The 19332-nt window shown below is 45.4% G+C and carries 21 protein-coding genes; 14 read left to right on the top strand and 7 right to left on the bottom strand.

Annotated elements, in window-relative coordinates:
* Positions 1-172: 172 nt before the first annotated feature.
* Complete coding sequence (locus L4D09_RS02875; RefSeq protein WP_428455984.1) at positions 173-577, top strand: hypothetical protein; 405 nt, start codon at positions 173-175, stop codon at positions 575-577.
* Positions 578-695: 118 nt separating this feature from the next.
* Positions 696-1034, top strand: coding sequence for a nitrogen regulatory protein P-II (gene glnB / locus L4D09_RS02880; RefSeq protein ID WP_428455985.1), 339 nt, complete (start codon positions 696-698; stop codon positions 1032-1034).
* Between the two features lie 290 nt (positions 1035-1324).
* On the opposite strand, the gene L4D09_RS02885 is transcribed toward glnB, so the two are convergent.
* A complete protein-coding gene (locus L4D09_RS02885; RefSeq protein ID WP_428455986.1) occupies positions 1325-1945 on the bottom strand; it encodes a YitT family protein in 621 nt (206 codons plus the stop codon).
* A 445-nt stretch (positions 1946-2390) separates the two neighbouring features.
* Here L4D09_RS02885 and glyA point away from each other — a divergent pair, with 445 nt between their 5' ends.
* From glyA to pgpA, 9 genes are all read left to right on the top strand, one after another.
* Complete coding sequence (glyA, locus tag L4D09_RS02890; RefSeq protein WP_428455987.1) at positions 2391-3641, top strand: serine hydroxymethyltransferase; 1251 nt, start codon at positions 2391-2393, stop codon at positions 3639-3641.
* 197 nt (positions 3642-3838) lie between these two features.
* Complete coding sequence (nrdR, locus tag L4D09_RS02895; protein WP_428455988.1) at positions 3839-4288, top strand: transcriptional regulator NrdR; 450 nt, start codon at positions 3839-3841, stop codon at positions 4286-4288.
* Positions 4289-4338: 50 nt separating this feature from the next.
* Positions 4339-5466 carry a bifunctional diaminohydroxyphosphoribosylaminopyrimidine deaminase/5-amino-6-(5-phosphoribosylamino)uracil reductase RibD gene (gene ribD, locus L4D09_RS02900; protein ID WP_428455989.1) on the top strand — a complete coding sequence of 376 codons (1128 nt, stop codon included), beginning with the start codon at positions 4339-4341 and terminating at the stop codon, positions 5464-5466.
* Between the two features lie 15 nt (positions 5467-5481).
* A complete protein-coding gene (locus tag L4D09_RS02905; protein WP_428455990.1) occupies positions 5482-6141 on the top strand; it encodes a riboflavin synthase in 660 nt (219 codons plus the stop codon).
* Between the two features lie 32 nt (positions 6142-6173).
* Complete coding sequence (gene ribBA, locus L4D09_RS02910) at positions 6174-7277, top strand: bifunctional 3,4-dihydroxy-2-butanone-4-phosphate synthase/GTP cyclohydrolase II (RefSeq protein ID WP_428455991.1); 1104 nt, start codon at positions 6174-6176, stop codon at positions 7275-7277.
* Positions 7278-7439: 162 nt separating this feature from the next.
* Complete coding sequence (gene ribH, locus L4D09_RS02915) at positions 7440-7910, top strand: 6,7-dimethyl-8-ribityllumazine synthase (protein ID WP_428455992.1); 471 nt, start codon at positions 7440-7442, stop codon at positions 7908-7910.
* Complete coding sequence (nusB, locus tag L4D09_RS02920) at positions 7910-8377, top strand: transcription antitermination factor NusB (protein WP_428455993.1); 468 nt, start codon at positions 7910-7912, stop codon at positions 8375-8377. Before ribH ends, nusB begins: the two co-directional genes overlap by 1 nt.
* A gap of 67 nt (positions 8378-8444) precedes the next feature.
* Positions 8445-9419 carry a thiamine-phosphate kinase gene (thiL, locus tag L4D09_RS02925; RefSeq protein ID WP_428455994.1) on the top strand — a complete coding sequence of 325 codons (975 nt, stop codon included), beginning with the start codon at positions 8445-8447 and terminating at the stop codon, positions 9417-9419.
* A 3-nt stretch (positions 9420-9422) separates the two neighbouring features.
* A complete protein-coding gene (gene pgpA, locus L4D09_RS02930) occupies positions 9423-9908 on the top strand; it encodes a phosphatidylglycerophosphatase A (protein ID WP_428455995.1) in 486 nt (161 codons plus the stop codon).
* Between the two features lie 78 nt (positions 9909-9986).
* On the opposite strand, the gene dxs is transcribed toward pgpA, so the two are convergent.
* The 3 genes from dxs to xseB are packed head-to-tail and all read right to left on the bottom strand — an operon-like array spanning position 9987 to position 13012.
* Positions 9987-11849, bottom strand: a complete 1863-nt coding sequence (dxs, locus tag L4D09_RS02935) for a 1-deoxy-D-xylulose-5-phosphate synthase (protein WP_428455996.1) — start codon at positions 11847-11849, stop codon at positions 9987-9989.
* Positions 11850-11874: 25 nt separating this feature from the next.
* The gene (gene ispA / locus L4D09_RS02940; protein ID WP_428455997.1) at positions 11875-12777 is read right to left on the bottom strand and encodes a (2E,6E)-farnesyl diphosphate synthase; all 903 of its coding nucleotides are present in this window, start codon (positions 12775-12777) and stop codon (positions 11875-11877) included.
* Complete coding sequence (gene xseB / locus L4D09_RS02945) at positions 12770-13012, bottom strand: exodeoxyribonuclease VII small subunit (RefSeq protein WP_428455998.1); 243 nt, start codon at positions 13010-13012, stop codon at positions 12770-12772. Before xseB ends, ispA begins: the two co-directional genes overlap by 8 nt.
* A 213-nt stretch (positions 13013-13225) precedes the next feature.
* Here xseB and pomA point away from each other — a divergent pair, with 213 nt between their 5' ends.
* From pomA to thiI, 3 genes are all read left to right on the top strand, one after another.
* Positions 13226-13987, top strand: a complete 762-nt coding sequence (gene pomA, locus L4D09_RS02950) for a flagellar motor protein PomA (protein ID WP_428455999.1) — start codon at positions 13226-13228, stop codon at positions 13985-13987.
* 11 nt (positions 13988-13998) lie between these two features.
* Positions 13999-14919, top strand: a complete 921-nt coding sequence (locus tag L4D09_RS02955; protein WP_428456137.1) for a flagellar motor protein MotB — start codon at positions 13999-14001, stop codon at positions 14917-14919.
* Between the two features lie 195 nt (positions 14920-15114).
* The gene (gene thiI, locus L4D09_RS02960; RefSeq protein WP_428456000.1) at positions 15115-16563 is read left to right on the top strand and encodes a tRNA uracil 4-sulfurtransferase ThiI; all 1449 of its coding nucleotides are present in this window, start codon (positions 15115-15117) and stop codon (positions 16561-16563) included.
* Positions 16564-16671: 108 nt separating this feature from the next.
* On the opposite strand, the gene L4D09_RS02965 is transcribed toward thiI, so the two are convergent.
* The 3 genes from L4D09_RS02965 to L4D09_RS02975 all read right to left on the bottom strand — a co-directional run bounded on the left by L4D09_RS02965 (position 16672) and on the right by L4D09_RS02975 (position 19138).
* Positions 16672-17289, bottom strand: coding sequence for a DJ-1 family glyoxalase III (locus L4D09_RS02965; RefSeq protein ID WP_428456001.1), 618 nt, complete (start codon positions 17287-17289; stop codon positions 16672-16674).
* Positions 17282-18178, bottom strand: a complete 897-nt coding sequence (gene panE, locus L4D09_RS02970) for a 2-dehydropantoate 2-reductase (protein WP_428456002.1) — start codon at positions 18176-18178, stop codon at positions 17282-17284. The genes L4D09_RS02965 and panE overlap by 8 nt, the downstream gene beginning before the upstream one ends.
* Positions 18179-18310: 132 nt before the next feature.
* Positions 18311-19138, bottom strand: coding sequence for a nucleoside-specific channel-forming Tsx family protein (locus L4D09_RS02975; RefSeq protein ID WP_428456003.1), 828 nt, complete (start codon positions 19136-19138; stop codon positions 18311-18313).
* Positions 19139-19332: the final 194 nt, after the last annotated feature.

The following is a 19332-nucleotide window of genomic DNA, read 5'->3' on the forward strand; positions in this document are numbered from 1 at the left end:
CAAAGTAATGATCGGAACTATAACTAAAATACGTGTCTAAATAATTAGTGAGGAGGGTGATGTAAAACATAAATTTTGAGTCATATTGTATTGTACTACTGAATATAGCCACATAGGAGATGTGCTTATATTTTTTAGATTTATCCTATCTGCTTTCATGGAAGAGACTAAAATGGACAACCAACGGAATGGTTTAGCCAACGCAGGTAAAGGGTTGGCAGTGCTCGTGATGATTTGTTTACTTCGGTATGCGGATACGTTCGCAACAGTCATGAGCTTTAAGCAAGTCGGTATTGTGCCAAGCATTATTGCTATTTTGGTATTGTTATCTGGTATTCTTGCTTCCGTCGGCCTCGCCCGAGGACGTCGCTGGGGATTTATCCCGTTATATTTCTTTATTCCTGCCGTAACGATGTTTTTCGGTTACAGCATGATCCCCTATCTGCCTTCGCTTGTAAGCTCAGATCTTCGGCCGTTTTCGGTCGTCATTTTAAATAGCTCTGTGCTTATTTTTGCTGTCGTGGTCCTGCTAAAAATGATGGACACCGATGTTGTATTACCAATTGAAAAACACTGAACCTCAAACGTTCCATTTGGTATACTGTAATCAATATTAATCAGGCAGTTGGCGTCGATGATGTCGTCTCTTATCGAAATGCACGCCAGTGACCTCTGCTCAGCAAAGGATGATGAAGATGAAAAAAATTGAAGCCATTATTAAGCCATTTAAGCTTGATGATGTTCGCGAAGCCCTCGCCGATGTCGGGATCACAGGTATGACCGTTTCTGAGGTTAAAGGCTTTGGTCGTCAAAAAGGGCATACGGAATTGTACCGTGGGGCTGAGTACATGGTCGATTTTTTGCCAAAAGTAAAACTTGAAATTGTGGTGTCTGATGAAGTTGCAGAGCAATGTATCGACACGATCATCGAAACCGCGCAAACAGGCAAAATTGGTGATGGTAAAATTTTCATGTTTGATGTCGAGCGTGTGGTGCGGATCAGGACGGGTGAGGAAGACGAGGACGCGATCTAAAGTCCTCTCTGTCGTCGCTGTTTCATCCTCTGGCGGTATCGGAAGTGCTCATTTATGCCTATAAACTCCGCGCTTCCTCTTTGCCAGAGAATGAAACAGTTTAGCCAGAGTTGACTTGCTAGGTGTGAACTAAGTGCTTCCTCTGCGTTCTTGAGCGAAATTCCTTCACACTCATACAAATTACCTTCTTCTGCTTGCCTGAGATCAGAAATGATTGGGCGTACGCAATACATGAAAAAAGGCTTGCCAAGTTGGCAAGCCTTTTTCGTTTTGTCTGTCGCAAAATTAGTTTAGCTACTTGCTTGCGGTTTGAGTTCACCGCTGTAGCGGCCAGGCTTATGGTTCATCGCCAGGACTAAATTCAACATGAAGGCACCGATGATAGAGAATAAAAGTACCATTGGACTAACTAAGAAGAACGAGGCCACGAGAATGCTGATATCGATGCACATCTGAAGCTTGCCTGCCGACCAGCCAAATTTTTCCTGTAAAAACAGCACTAAGACATTGAAGCCGCCAAGACTGGTTTTGTGGCGAAATAGGATCAGCATACCTAGCCCCATTAATAAGCCACCGATAATTGCACAGTAAAGGGGCTCAAGGCGGCTAATTTCAAGCACATGATGCAAATTGTCAGTGATTACTGACACCATACCACCGGAAATAATGCTGGTAATAGCAAAACTACGTCCCATACGGAACCATGCTATTAAATAGAACGGGCAGTTCATCAAAAAGTACAGCTGGCCAAACGATAGGTCAACAAACTGGCTTGCAAGTAAGGCTAGACCTGTTGTTCCACCGGTTAACAAATCTGCTTGCTGTAAAAAGAAAACACCCTGAGAAACAACGAAAGTACCTGTAAGAATAGCAATGATGTTTTCTTTTAATGAATGATGGTAACCGCTCAAAACAATACTCCTTATATTTGAAGGCGGCCATAATAAAGCCCTATCAGGAAAAAGCAGAGAGTCAGTAAGAAAAGAATGTTGCTGGTGGTGTACATAATTAAATACGCTAATGTAAAAAAATAAATTTGCTGTTTTCTTGTAAAAAATGAAACGTAATTATGTCGGTGTGTGGTGGTTGATTCACCAAGATGAAAACAATTCATGCCATCATCGAAATAAATACCAATAAAAAATTACTTTAGGGCTACCTGATTTAGATCAAATTCTGTAAAATATAGCCTTATACAAAGGGGTAACGAAAACGTTTGCGTCCACGTGGCGCCTAGCTTTGCTAATTTTCGTTAATTGCCCGAAATGGTATGTTTACAACCAATTTGTATCAAATGCAAAAAAGTGACACTTTTGAGCAAATAGGTACGGATATAATCTGAGTCAGGAGATACAGATGCTAAAGCGCGATATGAACATTGCTAATTATGACGCTGAACTATTTGCAGCTATTCAGGAAGAAACTGCGCGTCAGGAAGAGCACATTGAACTGATTGCTTCTGAAAACTACACCAGCCCACGTGTAATGGAAGCACAAGGCTCTCAGCTAACGAACAAATATGCTGAAGGTTATCCAGGCAAGCGCTACTACGGTGGCTGTGAGTTTGTCGATAAAGCAGAACAGCTGGCGATCGATCGTGCATGTGAGCTATTTGGTGCAGAATACGCGAACGTACAGCCGCACTCAGGTTCTCAGGCAAATAATGCCGTTTACATGGCACTGCTTAATGCTGGTGATACTGTTTTGGGTATGAGCCTAGCACATGGTGGCCACTTGACTCACGGTTCACCTGTGAACTTCTCGGGTAAACTTTACAACATCATTCCTTACGGTATCGATGAAGCTGGTCAAATTGACTACGAAGAGATGGAAGCATTGGCGCTTGAGCACAAACCGAAGATGATCATCGGTGGCTTTTCTGCATACTCACAAGTGTGTGATTGGGCGCGTATGCGTGAAATCGCCGATAAAGTAGGTGCGTACTTCTTCGTTGATATGGCACACGTTGCTGGCCTTATCGCAGCAGGTGTATACCCGAACCCTGTCCCACACGCACACGTTGTGACCACCACAACGCATAAAACCCTAGCAGGTCCGCGTGGCGGCCTAATTCTGTCTTGTGAAGGTGAAGATCTTTATAAGAAACTGAACTCTGCTGTTTTCCCTGGTGGCCAAGGTGGCCCACTAATGCACGTGATTGCTGCTAAAGCGGTTGCTTTCAAAGAAGCGATGGAGCCTGAGTTCAAAGAGTATCAGGCTCGCGTTGTTGAAAATGCCAAAGTGATGGTGGGCGAATTCCTTGAGCGCGGTTACAAGATTGTATCTGGCAGCACTGAAAACCACTTGTTCCTTGTTGACCTTATCGATAAAGGTATCACTGGTAAAGAAGCGGATGCTGCACTGGGTGCTGCGAACATTACGGTAAACAAAAACAGTGTACCGAATGACCCGCGTAGCCCGTTTGTAACATCGGGCATCCGAGTTGGTACACCTGCAATTACTCGCCGTGGTTTTACTGCAGAAGATGCTAAGCAGCTTGCTGGCTGGATGTGTGACGTGTTAGACAACACGGACAAGCCAGAAGTTCTTGAAGCAACAAAAGCGAAGGTACTTGAGATCTGTAAGCGCCTGCCAGTTTACGCTTAATCACAAGGTGATTATTGCTTAAACAGTAATGAAAACTTGAAATCTCTTGGGCCCGCATTCATGCGGGCCTTTTTAATATCTATAGAACCATATCCATTTCACTTCTAAATTTTATTAAACCCATAGAAAAACCGCCTAAAGCTCTCTATAACGTAATGAAATGAGTTACACTGGGATGACGAAAATTAGGAGGCAAGATGCATTGTCCTTTTTGTGGTGCAAATGACACCAAGGTAATTGATTCCCGCTTGGTGGCTGATGGCCATCAAGTTCGTCGCCGACGTCAATGCTTGGCGTGTAGCGAACGTTATACTACGTTTGAAACAGCCGAACTGGTTATGCCAAGAGTGATTAAAACCAATGGCAACCGTGACCCGTTTAATGAAGAAAAACTGCGTGGCGGTATTCAACGTGCACTGGAAAAACGACCAGTGAGCGCCGATGATATAGAACGTGCCATCAATACTATTAAGTCACGCCTGCGAGCAACAGGTGAACGTGAAGTACCATCTGATATGATTGGTAACTTAGTGATGGAGGCGTTGAAAGAGCTGGATAAAGTAGCTTATATCCGCTTTGCTTCTGTTTATCGCAGTTTTGAAGATATTCGTGAGTTTGGCGAAGAAATTGCCAAATTAGAAAAATAAATTGCTACCGGAGTTACGGCTCCGGCTAGCCTTAGATATATCGAAGTCAGATGTTCTCACCTATTGACCACGCTATGATGCGCCGAGCCATTGAATTGGCAAAACGCGGTCTATTTACGACGGCACCGAACCCGAATGTTGGCTGTGTAATTGCTCACGAAGAAGAAATCGTGGGTGAAGGCTATCATTATCAAGCCGGACAACCACATGCTGAAGTTTTTGCATTAAGAGCTGCGGGAGCGAAAGCTCGGGGTGCTACCGCCTATGTCACCCTTGAACCTTGTTCTCACTTTGGCCGAACGCCACCGTGCGCCAAAGCTTTGGTTGAAGCTGGTGTTGGCCGCGTGGTATGTGCCATGGTTGATCCGAATCCGAAAGTCGCTGGCCGTGGCATTGAAATGTTACAGGTCGCAGGCATTGAAGTACAAACCGGTCTGTTAGAGCTAGATGCAAAAGCGCTGAATCCGGGGTTTATCAAGCGAATGAAAACCGGAAAACCGTTTGTGCAGCTGAAATTAGCCGCTAGCCTTGATGGTAGGACGGCCTTGGCCAATGGCGAAAGTAAGTGGATAACCGGCCCAGCCGCGCGGGCTGATGTTCAGCGCTACCGTGCTAAAGCGGGGGCAATACTATCAACCAGCGCGACGGTATTGGCCGACGACCCATCGTTGAACATTCGCTGGAAAGAGCTGGGTGATGAGACCCATCGGCATTATCCCGAGGAGAATCTGCGCCAGCCTAAACGTGTCGTTATTGATAGCCAGAACCGAGTAACACCGAATCATCATTTAATCGGCTTACCGGGTGAGATCATGCTGGTTCGTCATCAGGCTGACAATGTACTTTGGCCTACAAATGTTGAACAATTTGTGATGAGCGCCCCAGTTAATGCTCAGGGTGGTATTGATCTTGACGCACTCATGGTTGAACTAGCTGCTAATGACATTAATCATATCTGGGTGGAAGCGGGTGCCCAATTGGCTGGTGGCCTATTAGCGGCTGGCTTGGTTGATGAATTAATTTTATATCAAGCCCCTAAGTTGATGGGGAGTGATAGCCGAGGTTTAGTCGATCTCAAGGGATTGTTAGCAATGTCTGATGTTCCTGAACTGACAATTACTGATGTGCGTATGGTTGGACCCGATATTCGGATCACAGCCCGACTCAATGACATATAAGAAAGAAAGGTTTCCATGTTTACTGGCATTATCGAAGCTGTAGGAACGATTACAGCCCTTACCCCAAAAGGGGAAGATATTTCTGTAACGGTTGATTCAGCCACGTTGGATTTATCCGATGTAAAATTGGGCGATAGCATTGCAACCAATGGCGTGTGTTTGACTGTTGTCGAGCTGACAGGCTCGGGTTATGTGGCCGATCTATCTCTGGAAACATTGAAGCGCACTGCGTTTGCAAGTTATCGCGCTGGGCAGAAAGCCAATTTAGAGAAAGCGATGTTGCCGACCACACGCTTTGGTGGCCACATGGTATCAGGCCACATTGATGATGTTGCAGAAATTATCGAGCGTAATCATACCGGCCGTGCGATTGAGTTTTGGGTCAAAGCACCGGCTCACTTGGCTAAATACGTGTCTGAAAAAGGCTCTGTATCCATTGATGGCATTAGCCTGACGGTGAACGCTATTCGTGGCGATGAATTTAAGTTAACTATCGTACCGCATACCGCGGCAGAAACGACCATGGAATCATTCAAGGTTGGCCATAAGGTCAATTTTGAAGTGGATGTGATTGCTCGTTACCTTGAGCGTTTAATGCTCGGTGATAAAGCGGCAGAACAAAAATCAGAAGTCACTATGGATCTGCTGGCGAAAAGCGGCTTCCTTGGTTACTAGAGCTGGATACAAGGTTAAATAAAGGTATTGTTATGGCATTAAGCAGTGCAAAGGACATCATTGAAGATATCCGTCTGGGTAAGATGGTGATCCTTATGGACGATGAAGATCGTGAGAATGAAGGCGATTTAATTATCGCAGCCGACAAGATCACCCCTGATGCCATTAACTTTATGGCGAAGTTTGGTCGTGGCCTTATTTGTTTAACATTGACCCAAGCTCGCTGTAAGCAGTTGAACCTACCTTTAATGGTTCAGGATAACACCGAGCAGTTCAGCACCAACTTTACAGTTTCAATTGAAGCGGCAGAAGGTGTTACAACCGGAATATCTGCGGCTGATCGCTCGCGTACTGTTCAAGCGGCTGTTGCAGCGAATGCTTCGGCTTCTGATATTGTCATGCCCGGCCATATTTTTCCGTTGATGGCACAAGAAGGTGGCGTACTTGCGCGTGCGGGTCATACTGAAGCGGGTTGTGATATTGCTCGTTTAGCAGGCCATGAACCTTCAAGTGTCATTGTTGAAATTCTTAATGAAGATGGCACGATGGCACGCCGTCCAGACCTTGAAGTCTTTGCGGAGCAGCATGGGTTAAAATTAGGTACGATTGCAGATCTTATTGAGTACCGAAATAACAACGAAACCACCATTGAGCGTGTAGCTCAATGCACACTGCCGACAGAGTTTGGTGACTTTGAGATGATCACTTATCGTGACACTATCGATAACCAAGTTCATTATGCCTTACAGAAAGGTGAGGTGGTTGCGGGTAAGCCGACTCTGGTGCGTGTACACCTGCAAGATACATTTAAAGATATTCTTCACTCAGGCGCATCTCAGTGGACCCTGCCCGCAGCAATGAAGCGCATTGCTGATGAGGATGGCGTACTGGTTGTCTTGAGTAAGCAAGAATGCCCAGCATCAATGATCACCAAAGTGAAACAGATGGCTGCACAATCAGAGGGGCTACCGAAGGTGAAACTGAACCCGAAAGATCAGTCTCGTCAGGTAGGTGTTGGCTCGCAAATTTTATCTGATTTAGGCATTTCAAAAATGCGTTTACTCTCGTCAAGCACGCAACGTTACCATTCGTTGTCTGGTTTTGGCTTAGAGGCCGTAGAGTACATCTGCGAATAATTATGTAGGCGGGATGCCGCCTATTTATCATTTACTCATTATTAATTTATGAGATATTGCGACAGCGAAGGTCTATCACATATGCCAATTGGTATAACCTATAAAGTGTGGTAGACTCCCGCGGTTTCTCATACCGGAAAAGACATAGTCACAGGAAGGCCCATGAAGGTAATTGAAGGCGCCATCGCGGCACCAAACGCAAAAGTAGCTATCGTAATTGCACGCTTCAACAGCTTTATCAACGAAAGCCTGCTTTCAGGCGCGCTAGACGCTCTGAAACGTCAGGGTCAAGTAAGCGAAGACAACATCACTGTTGTTCGTTGCCCAGGTGCATACGAGCTTCCGCTGGTTGCTCAACAAGTTGCTAAAAGCGATCGTTATGACGCTATCGTTGCGCTTGGCTCTGTGATCCGTGGCGGTACGCCGCATTTTGATTATGTTGCCGGTGAGTGTAATAAAGGTCTGGCGCAAATTGCTCTTGAGTTCAATACTCCAGTAGCATTTGGTGTTCTGACTGTAGATTCTATCGAACAAGCCATCGAGCGTGCCGGTACCAAGGCTGGTAATAAAGGGGCAGAGGCTGCACTAAGCGCGCTTGAAATGGTTAATGTCCTGTCCCAAATTGAATCCTAATGGGGGTTAATGTGAAACCAGCCGCACGTCGTAATGCACGTCAGTTTGCTGTACAAGCAATTTATTCTTGGCAAATCACGAAAGACAATGTTGCTAATATCGAGCTACATTTTCTTTCTGACGATAAATTTGAAGAAGAAGAGCATCAGGCCGATGCGCCGACGCTTGCAGCACCGCATACAGACGTTGCTTACTTCCGCGATCTTCTAACAGGTGTTGTATTGAACCATCAGGAATTGGACAGCAAAATGCGTCCATACCTGTCGCGTCCTCTACAAGACCTTGATCAGATGGAACTTGCACTTCTTCGTCTTGCGATGTACGAGATGATTAAGCGTGACGATGTACCATACAAAGTTGTGATCAACGAAGCTATCGAATTGGCGAAAGCCTTTGGTGCTGAAGATAGTCACAAGTTTATCAATGGTGTGTTGGATAAAGCAGCACCATCACTTCGTAAGAAGTAATCAAATATGATTTTAAAAGGCCAGCATCGCTGGCCTTTTTTCTGTCTGGATAAAATAAGCAACGATTATGGCTCGTAATGAATTTGATATAATTGCTCAATACTTTGAACGACAGGTTGTGAATCGCAAAGATGTGCCATTAGCGATTGGTGACGATTGTGCGCTGCTAGAGCTACCAATGGGTAGCCAGTTAGCCGTCAGTACTGATTCATTAGTGGCTGGAACGCATTTTTTGCATGACGCTGATCCTGCAAGGGTTGCCCATAAAGCATTAGCTTCAAATTTGAGTGATTTGGCTGCAATGGGAGCGACACCAGCATGGGTATCGATGGCATTAACCATGCCAGAACCTGATGAGCAGTGGCTAGCACAGTTTTGCCAAGGTTTTTTTGCATTAGCGGAATATTATAATGTGCAGTTAGTTGGTGGCGATACCACGAAAGGCCCGCTGAGCATTACACTAACCGTTCATGGTTTTGTGCCTAAAGGCGAAGCGTTAACACGTAGTGGTGCAAGTTCGGGTGACTGGGTATTTGTTACTGGCAACCTGGGCGATAGTGCTGCTGGCTTGGCGGTATTGCTTGGCCAAGTTTCATTGGCAGATCAAGTATTGGCTGATACCTTGGTTGAACGTCATTTTATGGCTCAGCCTCGGATCCTTGCAGGTCAGGCATTGCGAAGGCTTGCCTCGGCAGCGTTGGATATCTCTGACGGCTTGGTTTCTGATCTTGGACACATTTTGAAACGTTCTGGGCTTGCAGCGGTGATTGAAGTTGATAAATTACCTCTATCGCCAGAGCTTGAACAATTTGAACCTCAACGTGATAAAGCACTGCAACTCGCGTTAACGAGTGGCGAAGAGTACGAATTATGCTTTACTGTGCCCGAGCAGAATAGAGGCGCAGTAGAAACGGCTTTAGCACACAGTGGTGTAACAGCAACCTGTGTCGGTCAGTTACGTCCAGGCAGTGGGATCACGTTAATTCGAGATGCAAAGCCACTTCATTGGCAGCTTCATGGTTATGATCATTTTTCGGAGTAAGTAGTGGGAAACCCTAAAGACTATATAAACCTTAAAAACCCATGGCACTTTTTGGCGACAGGATTTGGCAGTGGTTTGTCACCCATCATTCCTGGCACTATGGGTACGGTTGCGGCTATCCCATTATACCTATTAATGGTACAGCTACCGTTTGCGGTGTATCTGGCGATCACATTGGTGGCGGCAGTGATAGGCGTGACTATTTGTCAAAAAACCTCAGACGATATGGGCGTGCATGATCACGGCAGTATTGTGTGGGATGAATTTGTCGGTTTTTGGATCACCATGGCGATTGCCCCTGTTGTGAGCTGGGAGTGGGTACTTGCAGGCTTCGTGCTATTTCGTTTTTTCGATATGGTAAAACCGTGGCCGATCAGCTGGCTTGATAAGCATGTACACGGTGGTTTCGGTATTATGATCGATGACATATTAGCGGGCTTTATGGCAATGATCGCCCTTTGGGGTGTTGGCTACTGGTTCGGTTGGTAATTTGTTCTAACCCTGCCTTGAGCAAGACAAAAAAACCGCGCCTTAGCGCGGTTTTTTTATTAGGTAATGAACAATGAATTAGTCGGCAAGGTAGGCACGAATTTGTTTTTCAATTCCCGCACCGTCAATCTCAAGTGCAGCATGAAGCTCAGCTTGTGTGCCTTGCTCAATGAAGCGATCTGGCAAACCAATGTTAAGTACTGGCTTGAGTGTTTTGCTTTTCATCAAGAATTCATTTACGCCGCTACCAGCACCACCAGCGATGGCATTTTCTTCAACCGTAACTAGCACATCATGGCTTGCAGCCAACTCTAGGATTAACGCCTCATCCAGTGGTTTTACGAAACGCATATCTGCCACGGTTGCATTCAGGCCTTCAGCCGCTTCTAGGGCGTAACTCAATGTCGTACCAAAGTTGAGGATAGCAACGTTTTCACCTTCACGGCGAACAATGCCTTTTCCTAGTGGTAATGCTGTCATTTCATATTCAGGTGTAATACCAGTACCACTGCCCCTTGGGTAGCGAACCGCACTTGGACCCTGATGCTGGTGGCCAGTGTAGAGCATTTGGCGACATTCATTTTCATCGCTTGGTGCCATGATCACCATATTAGGGATACAGCGCATGAAGCTGAGATCAAAAGCTCCTTGATGGGTTTGGCCATCTGCACCCACCAAGCCACCACGGTCAATCGCAAACATCACTGGTAAGTCCATGATTGCGATATCATGAATAAGTTGATCGTAACCACGCTGTAAGAACGTCGAGTAGATAGCAACTACAGGGTGGTAGCCGCCAATCGCCATTCCTGTTGCTAGCGTGACGGCATGCTGTTCTGCAATAGCCACATCAAAGTACTTATCAGGATGAGCTTTAGAAAACTTCACCATACCAGAGCCTTCACGCATAGCTGGGGTAATCGCCATTAGCTTGTTATCTTGCTCTGCCATATCACACAACCAGTCACCAAACACATGTGAAAAGGTTGGCTGGCTCTTGGCTTTAGGGATTGGGTTTTGAGTCAGATCGAACTTCGGTACCGCATGGTAGTTAATTGGATCTGCTTCGGCAGGGGCATAACCCTTACCTTTTTTGGTCATAATATGCAGGAACTGCGGCCCTTTCAGGTTACGCATGTTCTTCAATGTTTTTACGAGCTCTTCAACGTCATGGCCATCAACAGGGCCAATGTAGTTAAAACCAAGCTCTTCGAACATCGTACCAGGTACAACCATACCTTTAATATGCTCTTCAGCGCGCTTGACCAATTCTTTGATTGGTGGAGCACCAGCGAGTACTTTCTTGCCACCCTCACGGATCGTCGTATAAAGATTGCCAGAAAGTAGACGTGCAAGGTGATTATTCAATGCGCCAACGTTTTCTGAAATTGACATTTCATTGTCGTTTAGAATAACCAGCATGTCGGAGTGAACGTCACCAGCATGGTTCATTGCTTCAAAAGCCATACCAGCGGTGATCGCACCATCGCCAATAACACTGACCACTTTACGGCCTAGTCCTTCTTTTTCTGCGGCAATAGCCATACCTAAACCAGCACTGATTGAGGTTGAGGAGTGGCCAACAGAAAGAACGTCGTATTCACTTTCTTCTCGCCACGGGAAGGGGTGTACACCACCTTTTTGGCGAATGGTCGACATTTGATCACGTCGACCCGTTAAAATTTTATGTGGGTATGCTTGATGGCCAACATCCCAGATCAAGTGATCAAACGGGGTATTGTATACATGGTGTAGGGCAACTGTTAGCTCAACAGCACCAAGACCTGAAGCAAAGTGCCCACTACTTTGACTGACTGAATTCAGTAAGTAGGTACGTAGCTCATCGCAGACAGCGGATAGGCTATCTACAGGTAGTAATCGTAGTTCATCTGGCGTGTTGGCTAGAGCCAGATGAGGGTATTTTGATATATCCAATGTCATAACATTCACGGCGCTTTTACTGTTTTTAGTTATTGCGCTCGATGACGTATCGGGCAAAAACTTCTAATTGGTCTGTATTGTAGGGTATTGCTTCTAGCGCGTGTAGCGCTTCTTGATATAAATTTTGTGCTTTTGCCTTCGCGCCATCCAACCCGAGTAGTGCTGGATAGGTACTTTTTTCTAGCTTGATATCAGAGCCCTGTGGTTTTCCAAGCGTCTCTGTATCACTTATAACATCAAGGATATCGTCTTGAACTTGAAAGGCCAATCCAATTGCATCTGCATATTGATTTAATTGCGGTAAAACAGCGATGCCTTTGTGACCAGCAGCAAGTGCCCCAAGGCGAATTGCACAGCGGATTAGGGCACCTGTTTTGTGCTTGTGAATAGTTTCCAATTGCTCTAAGCAGACTTGCTTGCCTTCTGCTGCAATATCAAGAGATTGGCCTACACACATGCCGTTTGCGCCAGATGCCTGCGCCAGCTCTTTTATCATGGCAACTCGGTGTGATTCTCCATCTTCGCTAAGAGAACCAGAGGCTAGAATATCAAATGCGAGTGTTTGTAAGGCATCCCCAGCTAGAATCGCTGTCGCTTCATCAAACGCAATATGGCACGTTGGCTGGCCTCGACGTAAGTCGTCGTTATCCATCGCCGGTAGATCATCGTGGATCAACGAGTAGGCGTGAATACATTCAACGGCTGCTGCTGGCGCATCGAGGTTCTCGATAGTCACGCCGAGCATTTTACCAGTGATATAAGTTAAAAACGGTCTAGCACGCTTACCACCAAGTAATGTACCGTGTTTCATGGCTTCGATCAGAGGTTGACCGGCAAATGGTTGCTGGTCAATCCATAAGCTTAGCTGTTCATTATTACGCTGCTGGTAATAACACAGTGATTGTGACAGTGAAGGTGTGTTATTCATTGCTTGCATCAAATTCGGTCAGGGGAGCTTGGTCGTCTGCTTGAAGTAATATTTCTACTCGCTGCTCGGCTTGGGTTAGCTTTTGTTGACTGCTGCGGGCAAGAGCGATGCCTCGTTCAAATTTTTTCAGCGCATCTTCTAATGCAATATCACCAGATTCCAGCTCGTTAACAATGCTATCGAGTTCTTCTAGTGCCGCTTCAAAGGCCATATTTTCTGGTTTTTTGGCTGCCATAACTATACCGCTCCTTTTTAAGTGCAGGAAAAATAACGCAGAGCGTAATCAGGGTCAAATTATCGCACAGTAATCTGTGTCACAGACAGTAATTTTCATCTTTTGAATCAAGAAAGCTAAATCAAAATTCATTGGTGCCGATATAGAAGCAATTAGATAGAATGAACAGCTGGAAAAATCATTCGCAATCTGTAGCAAATTGGAGACTATCAAGTGGATTTGGCAACCCTCATAGGATTAATCGGGGCTTTTGTCTTTGTTATCATGGCCATGGTGCTAGGTGGCAGCATCAGCATGTTTATCGATACTCAGTCGATCCTGATTGTATGCTGTGGCTCTTTATTTGTCGCATTAATGCAATACAGTATCGGTCAGTTCTTTGGCGCAACTAAAATTGCGGCCAAAGCCTTTATGTTTAAGACCGATAACCCTGAAGACTTAATCGCCAAAATCGTTGAAATGGCAGATGCCGCACGTAAAGGTGGTTTTTTGGCGCTGGAAGAAATGGAAGTTGAAAACTCCTTTCTTCGCAAAGGTGTCGACTTACTGGTTGATGGTCATGATGCCGACGTTGTCCGTTCAACATTACAAAAAGATATTGCATTAACCAATGAACGTCACGAACTCGGCATAAGTATTTTCAGTGCGTTGGGCGGTGTAGCACCAGCAATGGGGATGATCGGTACTCTGATTGGTTTGGTTGCGATGCTTTCGAACATGGATGATCCTAAATCGATTGGTCCGGCCATGGCGGTAGCACTATTAACCACCTTGTATGGCGCCATTTTGGCGAACATGGTGATGTTACCTATCGCGGCGAAATTGGGTTTACGTAAAGATGAAGAAAAGTTAAACCGCCGTTTGATCCTCGATGGGGTATTGGCGATTCAAGATGGTCAAAACCCAAGAGTGATTGATGGCTATTTGAAAAACTACCTCAATGAGAAAAAGCGTTCCTTCAACGGTGATGAATAATGAACTCAGACATGGATGAAGAGCATAAGTGTCCCCCCCCGGGGTTGCCACAATGGATGGGAACATTTGCCGATCTATCTACCTTGCTGATGTGCTTTTTTGTTTTACTGTTGTCTTTTTCTGAGATGGACGTACTCAAATTTAAACAGATTGCAGGTTCGATGAAATTTGCTTTCGGTGTGCAAAATATGCTGGAAGTAAAAGATATTCCGAAAGGTACCAGCGTCATTGCGCAAGAGTTTCGTCCGGGACGACCTGAGCCAACACCGATTGATGTGATCATGCAACAAACGATTGATATGACACAGCGTACGTTGGATTTTCATGAGGGTGACTCGGCACGTGCTGGTGGTACCAAGCGGGAAGTCGGTAAACTAACTGGTGGACAAAGTGCCGATAATGCAACTCAGCAAAATCAGAATAATGATCAGGAAATGTCTGAGGAGCAACAACAATTATTGGAAGTACTTAAGAAGGCTTTGGATCGCGAGATTGAAGAAGGTGCGATTGAGGTCGAAAACTTAGGTCAACAGGTGGTGATCCGTATTAAAGAGAAAGGTGCATTCCCTGAAGGTTCTGCCTTTCTACAACCAAAATTCCGTCCCCTTGTTCGCCAGATCGCTGATTTGGTAAAAGATGTACCGGGTGTTGTTCGAGTAACAGGTCATACCGACAACAAAAAATTAGATTCTGAACTGTACCGTTCAAATTGGGATCTATCCGCGCAGCGAGCGGTGTCGGTTGCACAAGAAATGGAGCAGGTTGAAGGGTTTAACCACCAGCGATTACGTGTTGTCGGTTTAGCTGATACGGCACCGTTGAATAAAAACCGTACACCTGATGAGCGTAAAGCGAATCGGCGGGTTGAGATCTCTATTATGCAGGGTGAACCTCACTTTTCAGAAGAGTTATCGAGTAATCCATCAGCATAATTGTTGAGGGAAACTGACTTTAGGCAGTGGTCATTTTGTGGCTGCTGCTTTTTTATGCCTACACTATAGTTAATTGCAGTGGGTTATTCGTCTGTTAACCTTCTATATCCTTGTTTCAGCAACAGCCTGCTTGCTGTATAATCCGCGCCTCTGATCCTTTTGGTTTTGTTTGGCCCTGTGTAGCGAAGCGTGTTTATGAAATTTATTGTAAAACCCCATCCAGAGATTTTTGTAAAGAGTGAATCTATTCGTAAACGCTTTACAAAAATTCTAGACAGCAATATTCGCATTATTCTTCAGCGTTTGACTGATTCTGCGTCAATCGTTAACCGTCGTACTTATATCGAAGTAACGGTGGGAGACGAGACTATTCGTGAGCAGGTACTGGCTGTTTTAACGCAAACATCAGGTATTCACCATGTACTTGAAGTTAATCAAACAGACTTCACGGATATGCATGATATCTATGAGAAAACGCTAGACCTCGTTCGTGAAGATATTGAAGGTAAAACCTTCTGTGTCCGTGCCAAACGTGTTGGTAAGCATGACTTTACCTCGATTGAACTTGAACGTTATGTTGGTGGCGGTTTAAACCAAGCTGTTGAATCAGCTAAAGTAAAACTGAAAAAGCCCGATGTAACGGTTAACATCGAAATTGAAAACGGTATTTTGAATCAAGTTTTAGCGCGCCATAAAGGATTAGGCGGATTCCCTCTAGGTACTCAGGAAGACGTATTGAGCTTGATTTCTGGCGGCTTTGATTCCGGTGTATCTAGTTACCTGCACATTAAGCGCGGTAGTAAAGTGCATTACTGTTTCTTTAATCTTGGTGGTCCTGCTCACGAGATTGGTGTGAAACAAGTCTCACATTTCCTGTGGAATAAGTATGGTTCTTCAGCAAAAGTGAAATTTATTTCGGTTGATTTCGAACCTGTTGTAGCTGAAATTCTCGAGAAAGTCGAAAACGGTCAAATGGGTGTTGTACTGAAGCGCATGTTTATGCGTGCCGCAGGACAAGTTGCTGAACGCTTTGGTATTCAGGCGTTGGTAACAGGTGAAGCGCTGGGACAGGTATCAAGCCAGACCCTGACTAACCTTCGTATGATCGATAACGTAACAGATACTTTGATCCTTCGCCCACTGATTAACTGGGATAAAGAAGATATCATTAGTGTTGCTCGTGACATCGGTACGGAAGAATTCGCTAAAACCATGCCTGAGTTCTGTGGCGTGATTTCGAAGAATCCAACCGTTAAGGCCGTGCAAAACAAACTTGAGATAGAAGAAGCCAAGTTTGATTTCACCGTACTTGAGCGAGTGGTGACTGAGGCCCGTGTGATGGATATTCGTGACATTGAAAAAGAAAGTCAGGAACAAGCACCGGAAATTGAGCTCGTTGACCAAATTGATAGCAACGCGATTGTCTTGGATATTCGTAGCCCAGACGAAGAAGATGAAAGCCCGCTTGAGATTAATGATGTCGAAGTGAAACACCTGCCTTTCTACAAGCTGGCGACACAGTTTGGCGATTTACCGCAAGACAAAACGTACTTGTTGTACTGTGATCGCGGTGTTATGAGTCGTCTTCAGGCACTGTACTTGAAAGAAAATGGTTTTGATAACGTGAAGGTATATCGTCCTTAATGACAATTAAGTTCGTAACCTCCCTCAGTTAAAAACTGAGTGGTGACAAAACAAAAAAAGCGAGTGCCTGTGGGTACTCGCTTTTTTGTATGCTTAGAAAAATGCGCGCTACTTTCGTGGTAAAACGTCGTAGTGCATATTTGGCCATACCACCATTGGCTCTGCGACAGCCGCGGCAAGCTCTTTGCCTGCCAGTTTTACAACGATTTCTAGCGCAAACTCTTGTGAGGTACCAGGCCCTTGGCTAGTTAGCAAGTTGCCGTTAGTATCATAGACAACACGTTTGGTACGAAGACGTTCTTCTGGGATTTGCTCCCAAAAGGCTGGATGTGACGTCATGATGGCCTGCGGAAACATCTTGTGATGCTCAAGTACCACGGCAGGTGCAGCGCAGATTGCGGCGATCAGTTTACCGTCATATTTATGCTGATTAACAAACTCTATCAATAGGGGGCTGTCACGGAAGCATTCAGCACCAGCTAAGCCGCCAGGTAGTACCACACAATCAAAAGGGTCATCAGCAATGTTGACTAACGCAGTATCAGCTACCAATTTTATGCCACGCGACCCGTCTACAATAAGCGCACCATCAGAGGCTGCGCTAGCTGTGGTGACATCAAATCCTGCACGGATCAAAATATCAATGGTATTGATAGCTTCCATTTCTTCGGTGCCAGGGGCGATACATACGGCCACCTTAATTGGGGTCGGTGTGTCATTAGTCATGGTAGTGTTGCTCCAATTGTTTGACTCTTTGCCAGAGCTGACGATTTTCAGGTACAGCGATACCGTGGGCATCCGCTCGTGTAATTAAGTAGCCAGTAATATAGTCGATCTCGGTGATCCTTTGTTGGCAAACATCTTGATTCATCGAGGAAAAGTTATTGGCTGTTGCTAATATCACCTGATCAACCTGCTGTTTGAGCCGTTGCCCGCTGCTGAGGTAACCTTCAGCACTCATTACCGAAGCAACCTCATCACATATTGCCTCTAGTTGTTGTTGAAAACGCGCTTCGGCTAACTGGCCGTTACGGCACTGGTAGATAGCTGTTAAAGGGTTAATGGCGCAGTTAATCGCCAACTTAATCCATAGTGGTTGGAATATATCGTTATGCCACTGGCTCGGTGCTAAAACGTGATCGCAAAGATCTGCGAGTGATTCAAAGTGTTGAGCAGACTGAGTCATGCTACCAAACCATGTTGCTCCGCGGCCTGTATGCACGAGGGTGTTGTCATTTGGTCGGTAGGCAGCTTGCGCGGTCGTCGCATAGAGTATGGGGTTATCGGGTAATAGTGCTTGGACCTGTTGATGGGTCCCCATGCCATTGTGCATGATAATCACGGGTGTTGAAGGTGCAATGTGCGGCTTGGCTGCTATCAGTGCCTGCTCAACGTGAAAAGCTTTCACGGTGACGAAAATGCACTCGCTGCCGATGAGACTGAGTGGGTCATTTGCCGCGAAGGTAAGAGGTTGCGGCTGGCCTTCAAGAGGCACAAACTCAAAGGAAAGCGTTGATTCTTGCTGGCGAGTCCAAAAGTGAACGTGATGGGATTGAGAAAGTTTGCTACCCCATAGGCGGCCAACCGCACCTGCACCGACAATGGTGATCCTCATGATTATTCTTCCGTGTCAGAACCTTGAATCAATCTATCATAGCATTAGGTGCAGCGAAGCCCTAGGTGTCAGGAAGCCTGCTTACTGTTCATCCTTGAACAGCAGTGAGAGAGTTGTGGCTAAGGGTAAACGTTAAAATTTATAGATGGCAGAGAAGTAGTGACTGATCCCTGTTGATTCAAAGTCATTAGTATCTTCGATCAAATAAACATCGTTATAGAGTTTAAAACCATAGCCGAGTGAATAGCGATCAGAGTGCCAATAAAAGCCGTTGAACATGACACCGCCGTGGTTGGCTTGCTCGTTGCCTTTAAAGGTGCTGTCGGCCGCAAATTGATAGTCAACATAGCCTTGATAAGCCATGAAGGTGCCATTACTGAAGGTGTAGAAGGGTTTGAACCAGTTAGTTGAGATCTGCAGTCCATTCCAGTCTTTGTTGTTAATATCATATAAGCCATAAAGATTGAGACCGACCTTGCCAAACCATGGCACCTGAACATCAGACCCGATCCCCCAGAATGAGTTATTAACTGGCGGGAAGTCACTCTCTTTGGCATAACCACCGTCCCAATTAAACAAGGTTGCGATATAGAACTCTTGAAAAGGCCCGATAGACAAGTCTTTTTTTGTCATGGCATCAAGCGACATACGTGGCGAGAATTTCATGAATATCTTGGGCCGCTCGTGCTTATCGCTGGCATCGTGGTTCGTTAAATCAAACACATCGACATAACCATATAAATCAAAAATACCAGAACGGCCACCAAACTCCATTTCCAAGTAATCATGCCCAGAGCGTGCATCGGGAGAACGCGGTAGCTCTTCAAGGGCGTACATAATATTAAATTGGAACCACTTATAGTCATTTTTATGAATATCGTCAGAATAGTCGACGGCGAAACTGTGGCCAGATAAGGCCAAGGCAGAGCAGATACTAATTGCTGTCAATGTTTTATGCATGATCACGTCTCGCTAACCATTTGCCATTGCTTGTCTTCTTCTACCTATAATCGACTGCATTCTTTTTTTAGGCGTAGTGAAATGCTTCTTTATGAATAGAAGTCATCACGACGGTAGAGAAGGTGAATTAAGAGGGAGCGAAATATGGCTTCCCCTATAGTTATAAAGGCTAGCGTAATTTCTTAAGGTTGGAG

The organism is Photobacterium makurazakiensis, from assembly GCF_050336715.1.
GTDB lineage: Bacteria > Pseudomonadota > Gammaproteobacteria > Enterobacterales > Vibrionaceae > Photobacterium > Photobacterium makurazakiensis.

Excerpts from the sequence above, each read along its gene's own strand:
- L4D09_RS02875 (WP_428455984.1), top strand. The coding sequence starts at position 173 with ATGGACAACCAACGGAATGGTTTAGCCAACGCAGGTAAAGGGTTGGCA.
- glnB (WP_428455985.1), top strand. The coding sequence starts at position 696 with ATGAAAAAAATTGAAGCCATTATTAAGCCATTTAAGCTTGATGATGTT.
- glyA (WP_428455987.1), top strand. The coding sequence starts at position 2,391 with ATGCTAAAGCGCGATATGAACATTGCTAATTATGACGCTGAACTATTT.
- nrdR (WP_428455988.1), top strand. The coding sequence starts at position 3,839 with ATGCATTGTCCTTTTTGTGGTGCAAATGACACCAAGGTAATTGATTCC.
- ribD (WP_428455989.1), top strand. The coding sequence starts at position 4,339 with ATGTTCTCACCTATTGACCACGCTATGATGCGCCGAGCCATTGAATTG.
- L4D09_RS02905 (WP_428455990.1), top strand. The coding sequence starts at position 5,482 with ATGTTTACTGGCATTATCGAAGCTGTAGGAACGATTACAGCCCTTACC.
- ribBA (WP_428455991.1), top strand. The coding sequence starts at position 6,174 with ATGGCATTAAGCAGTGCAAAGGACATCATTGAAGATATCCGTCTGGGT.
- ribH (WP_428455992.1), top strand. The coding sequence starts at position 7,440 with ATGAAGGTAATTGAAGGCGCCATCGCGGCACCAAACGCAAAAGTAGCT.
- nusB (WP_428455993.1), top strand. The coding sequence starts at position 7,910 with ATGGGGGTTAATGTGAAACCAGCCGCACGTCGTAATGCACGTCAGTTT.
- thiL (WP_428455994.1), top strand. The coding sequence starts at position 8,445 with ATGGCTCGTAATGAATTTGATATAATTGCTCAATACTTTGAACGACAG.
- dxs (WP_428455996.1), bottom strand. The coding sequence starts at position 11,849 with ATGACATTGGATATATCAAAATACCCTCATCTGGCTCTAGCCAACACG.
- ispA (WP_428455997.1), bottom strand. The coding sequence starts at position 12,777 with ATGAATAACACACCTTCACTGTCACAATCACTGTGTTATTACCAGCAG.
- xseB (WP_428455998.1), bottom strand. The coding sequence starts at position 13,012 with ATGGCAGCCAAAAAACCAGAAAATATGGCCTTTGAAGCGGCACTAGAA.
- L4D09_RS02955 (WP_428456137.1), top strand. The coding sequence starts at position 13,999 with ATGGATGAAGAGCATAAGTGTCCCCCCCCGGGGTTGCCACAATGGATG.
- thiI (WP_428456000.1), top strand. The coding sequence starts at position 15,115 with ATGAAATTTATTGTAAAACCCCATCCAGAGATTTTTGTAAAGAGTGAA.
- L4D09_RS02965 (WP_428456001.1), bottom strand. The coding sequence starts at position 17,289 with ATGACTAATGACACACCGACCCCAATTAAGGTGGCCGTATGTATCGCC.
- panE (WP_428456002.1), bottom strand. The coding sequence starts at position 18,178 with ATGAGGATCACCATTGTCGGTGCAGGTGCGGTTGGCCGCCTATGGGGT.
- L4D09_RS02975 (WP_428456003.1), bottom strand. The coding sequence starts at position 19,138 with ATGCATAAAACATTGACAGCAATTAGTATCTGCTCTGCCTTGGCCTTA.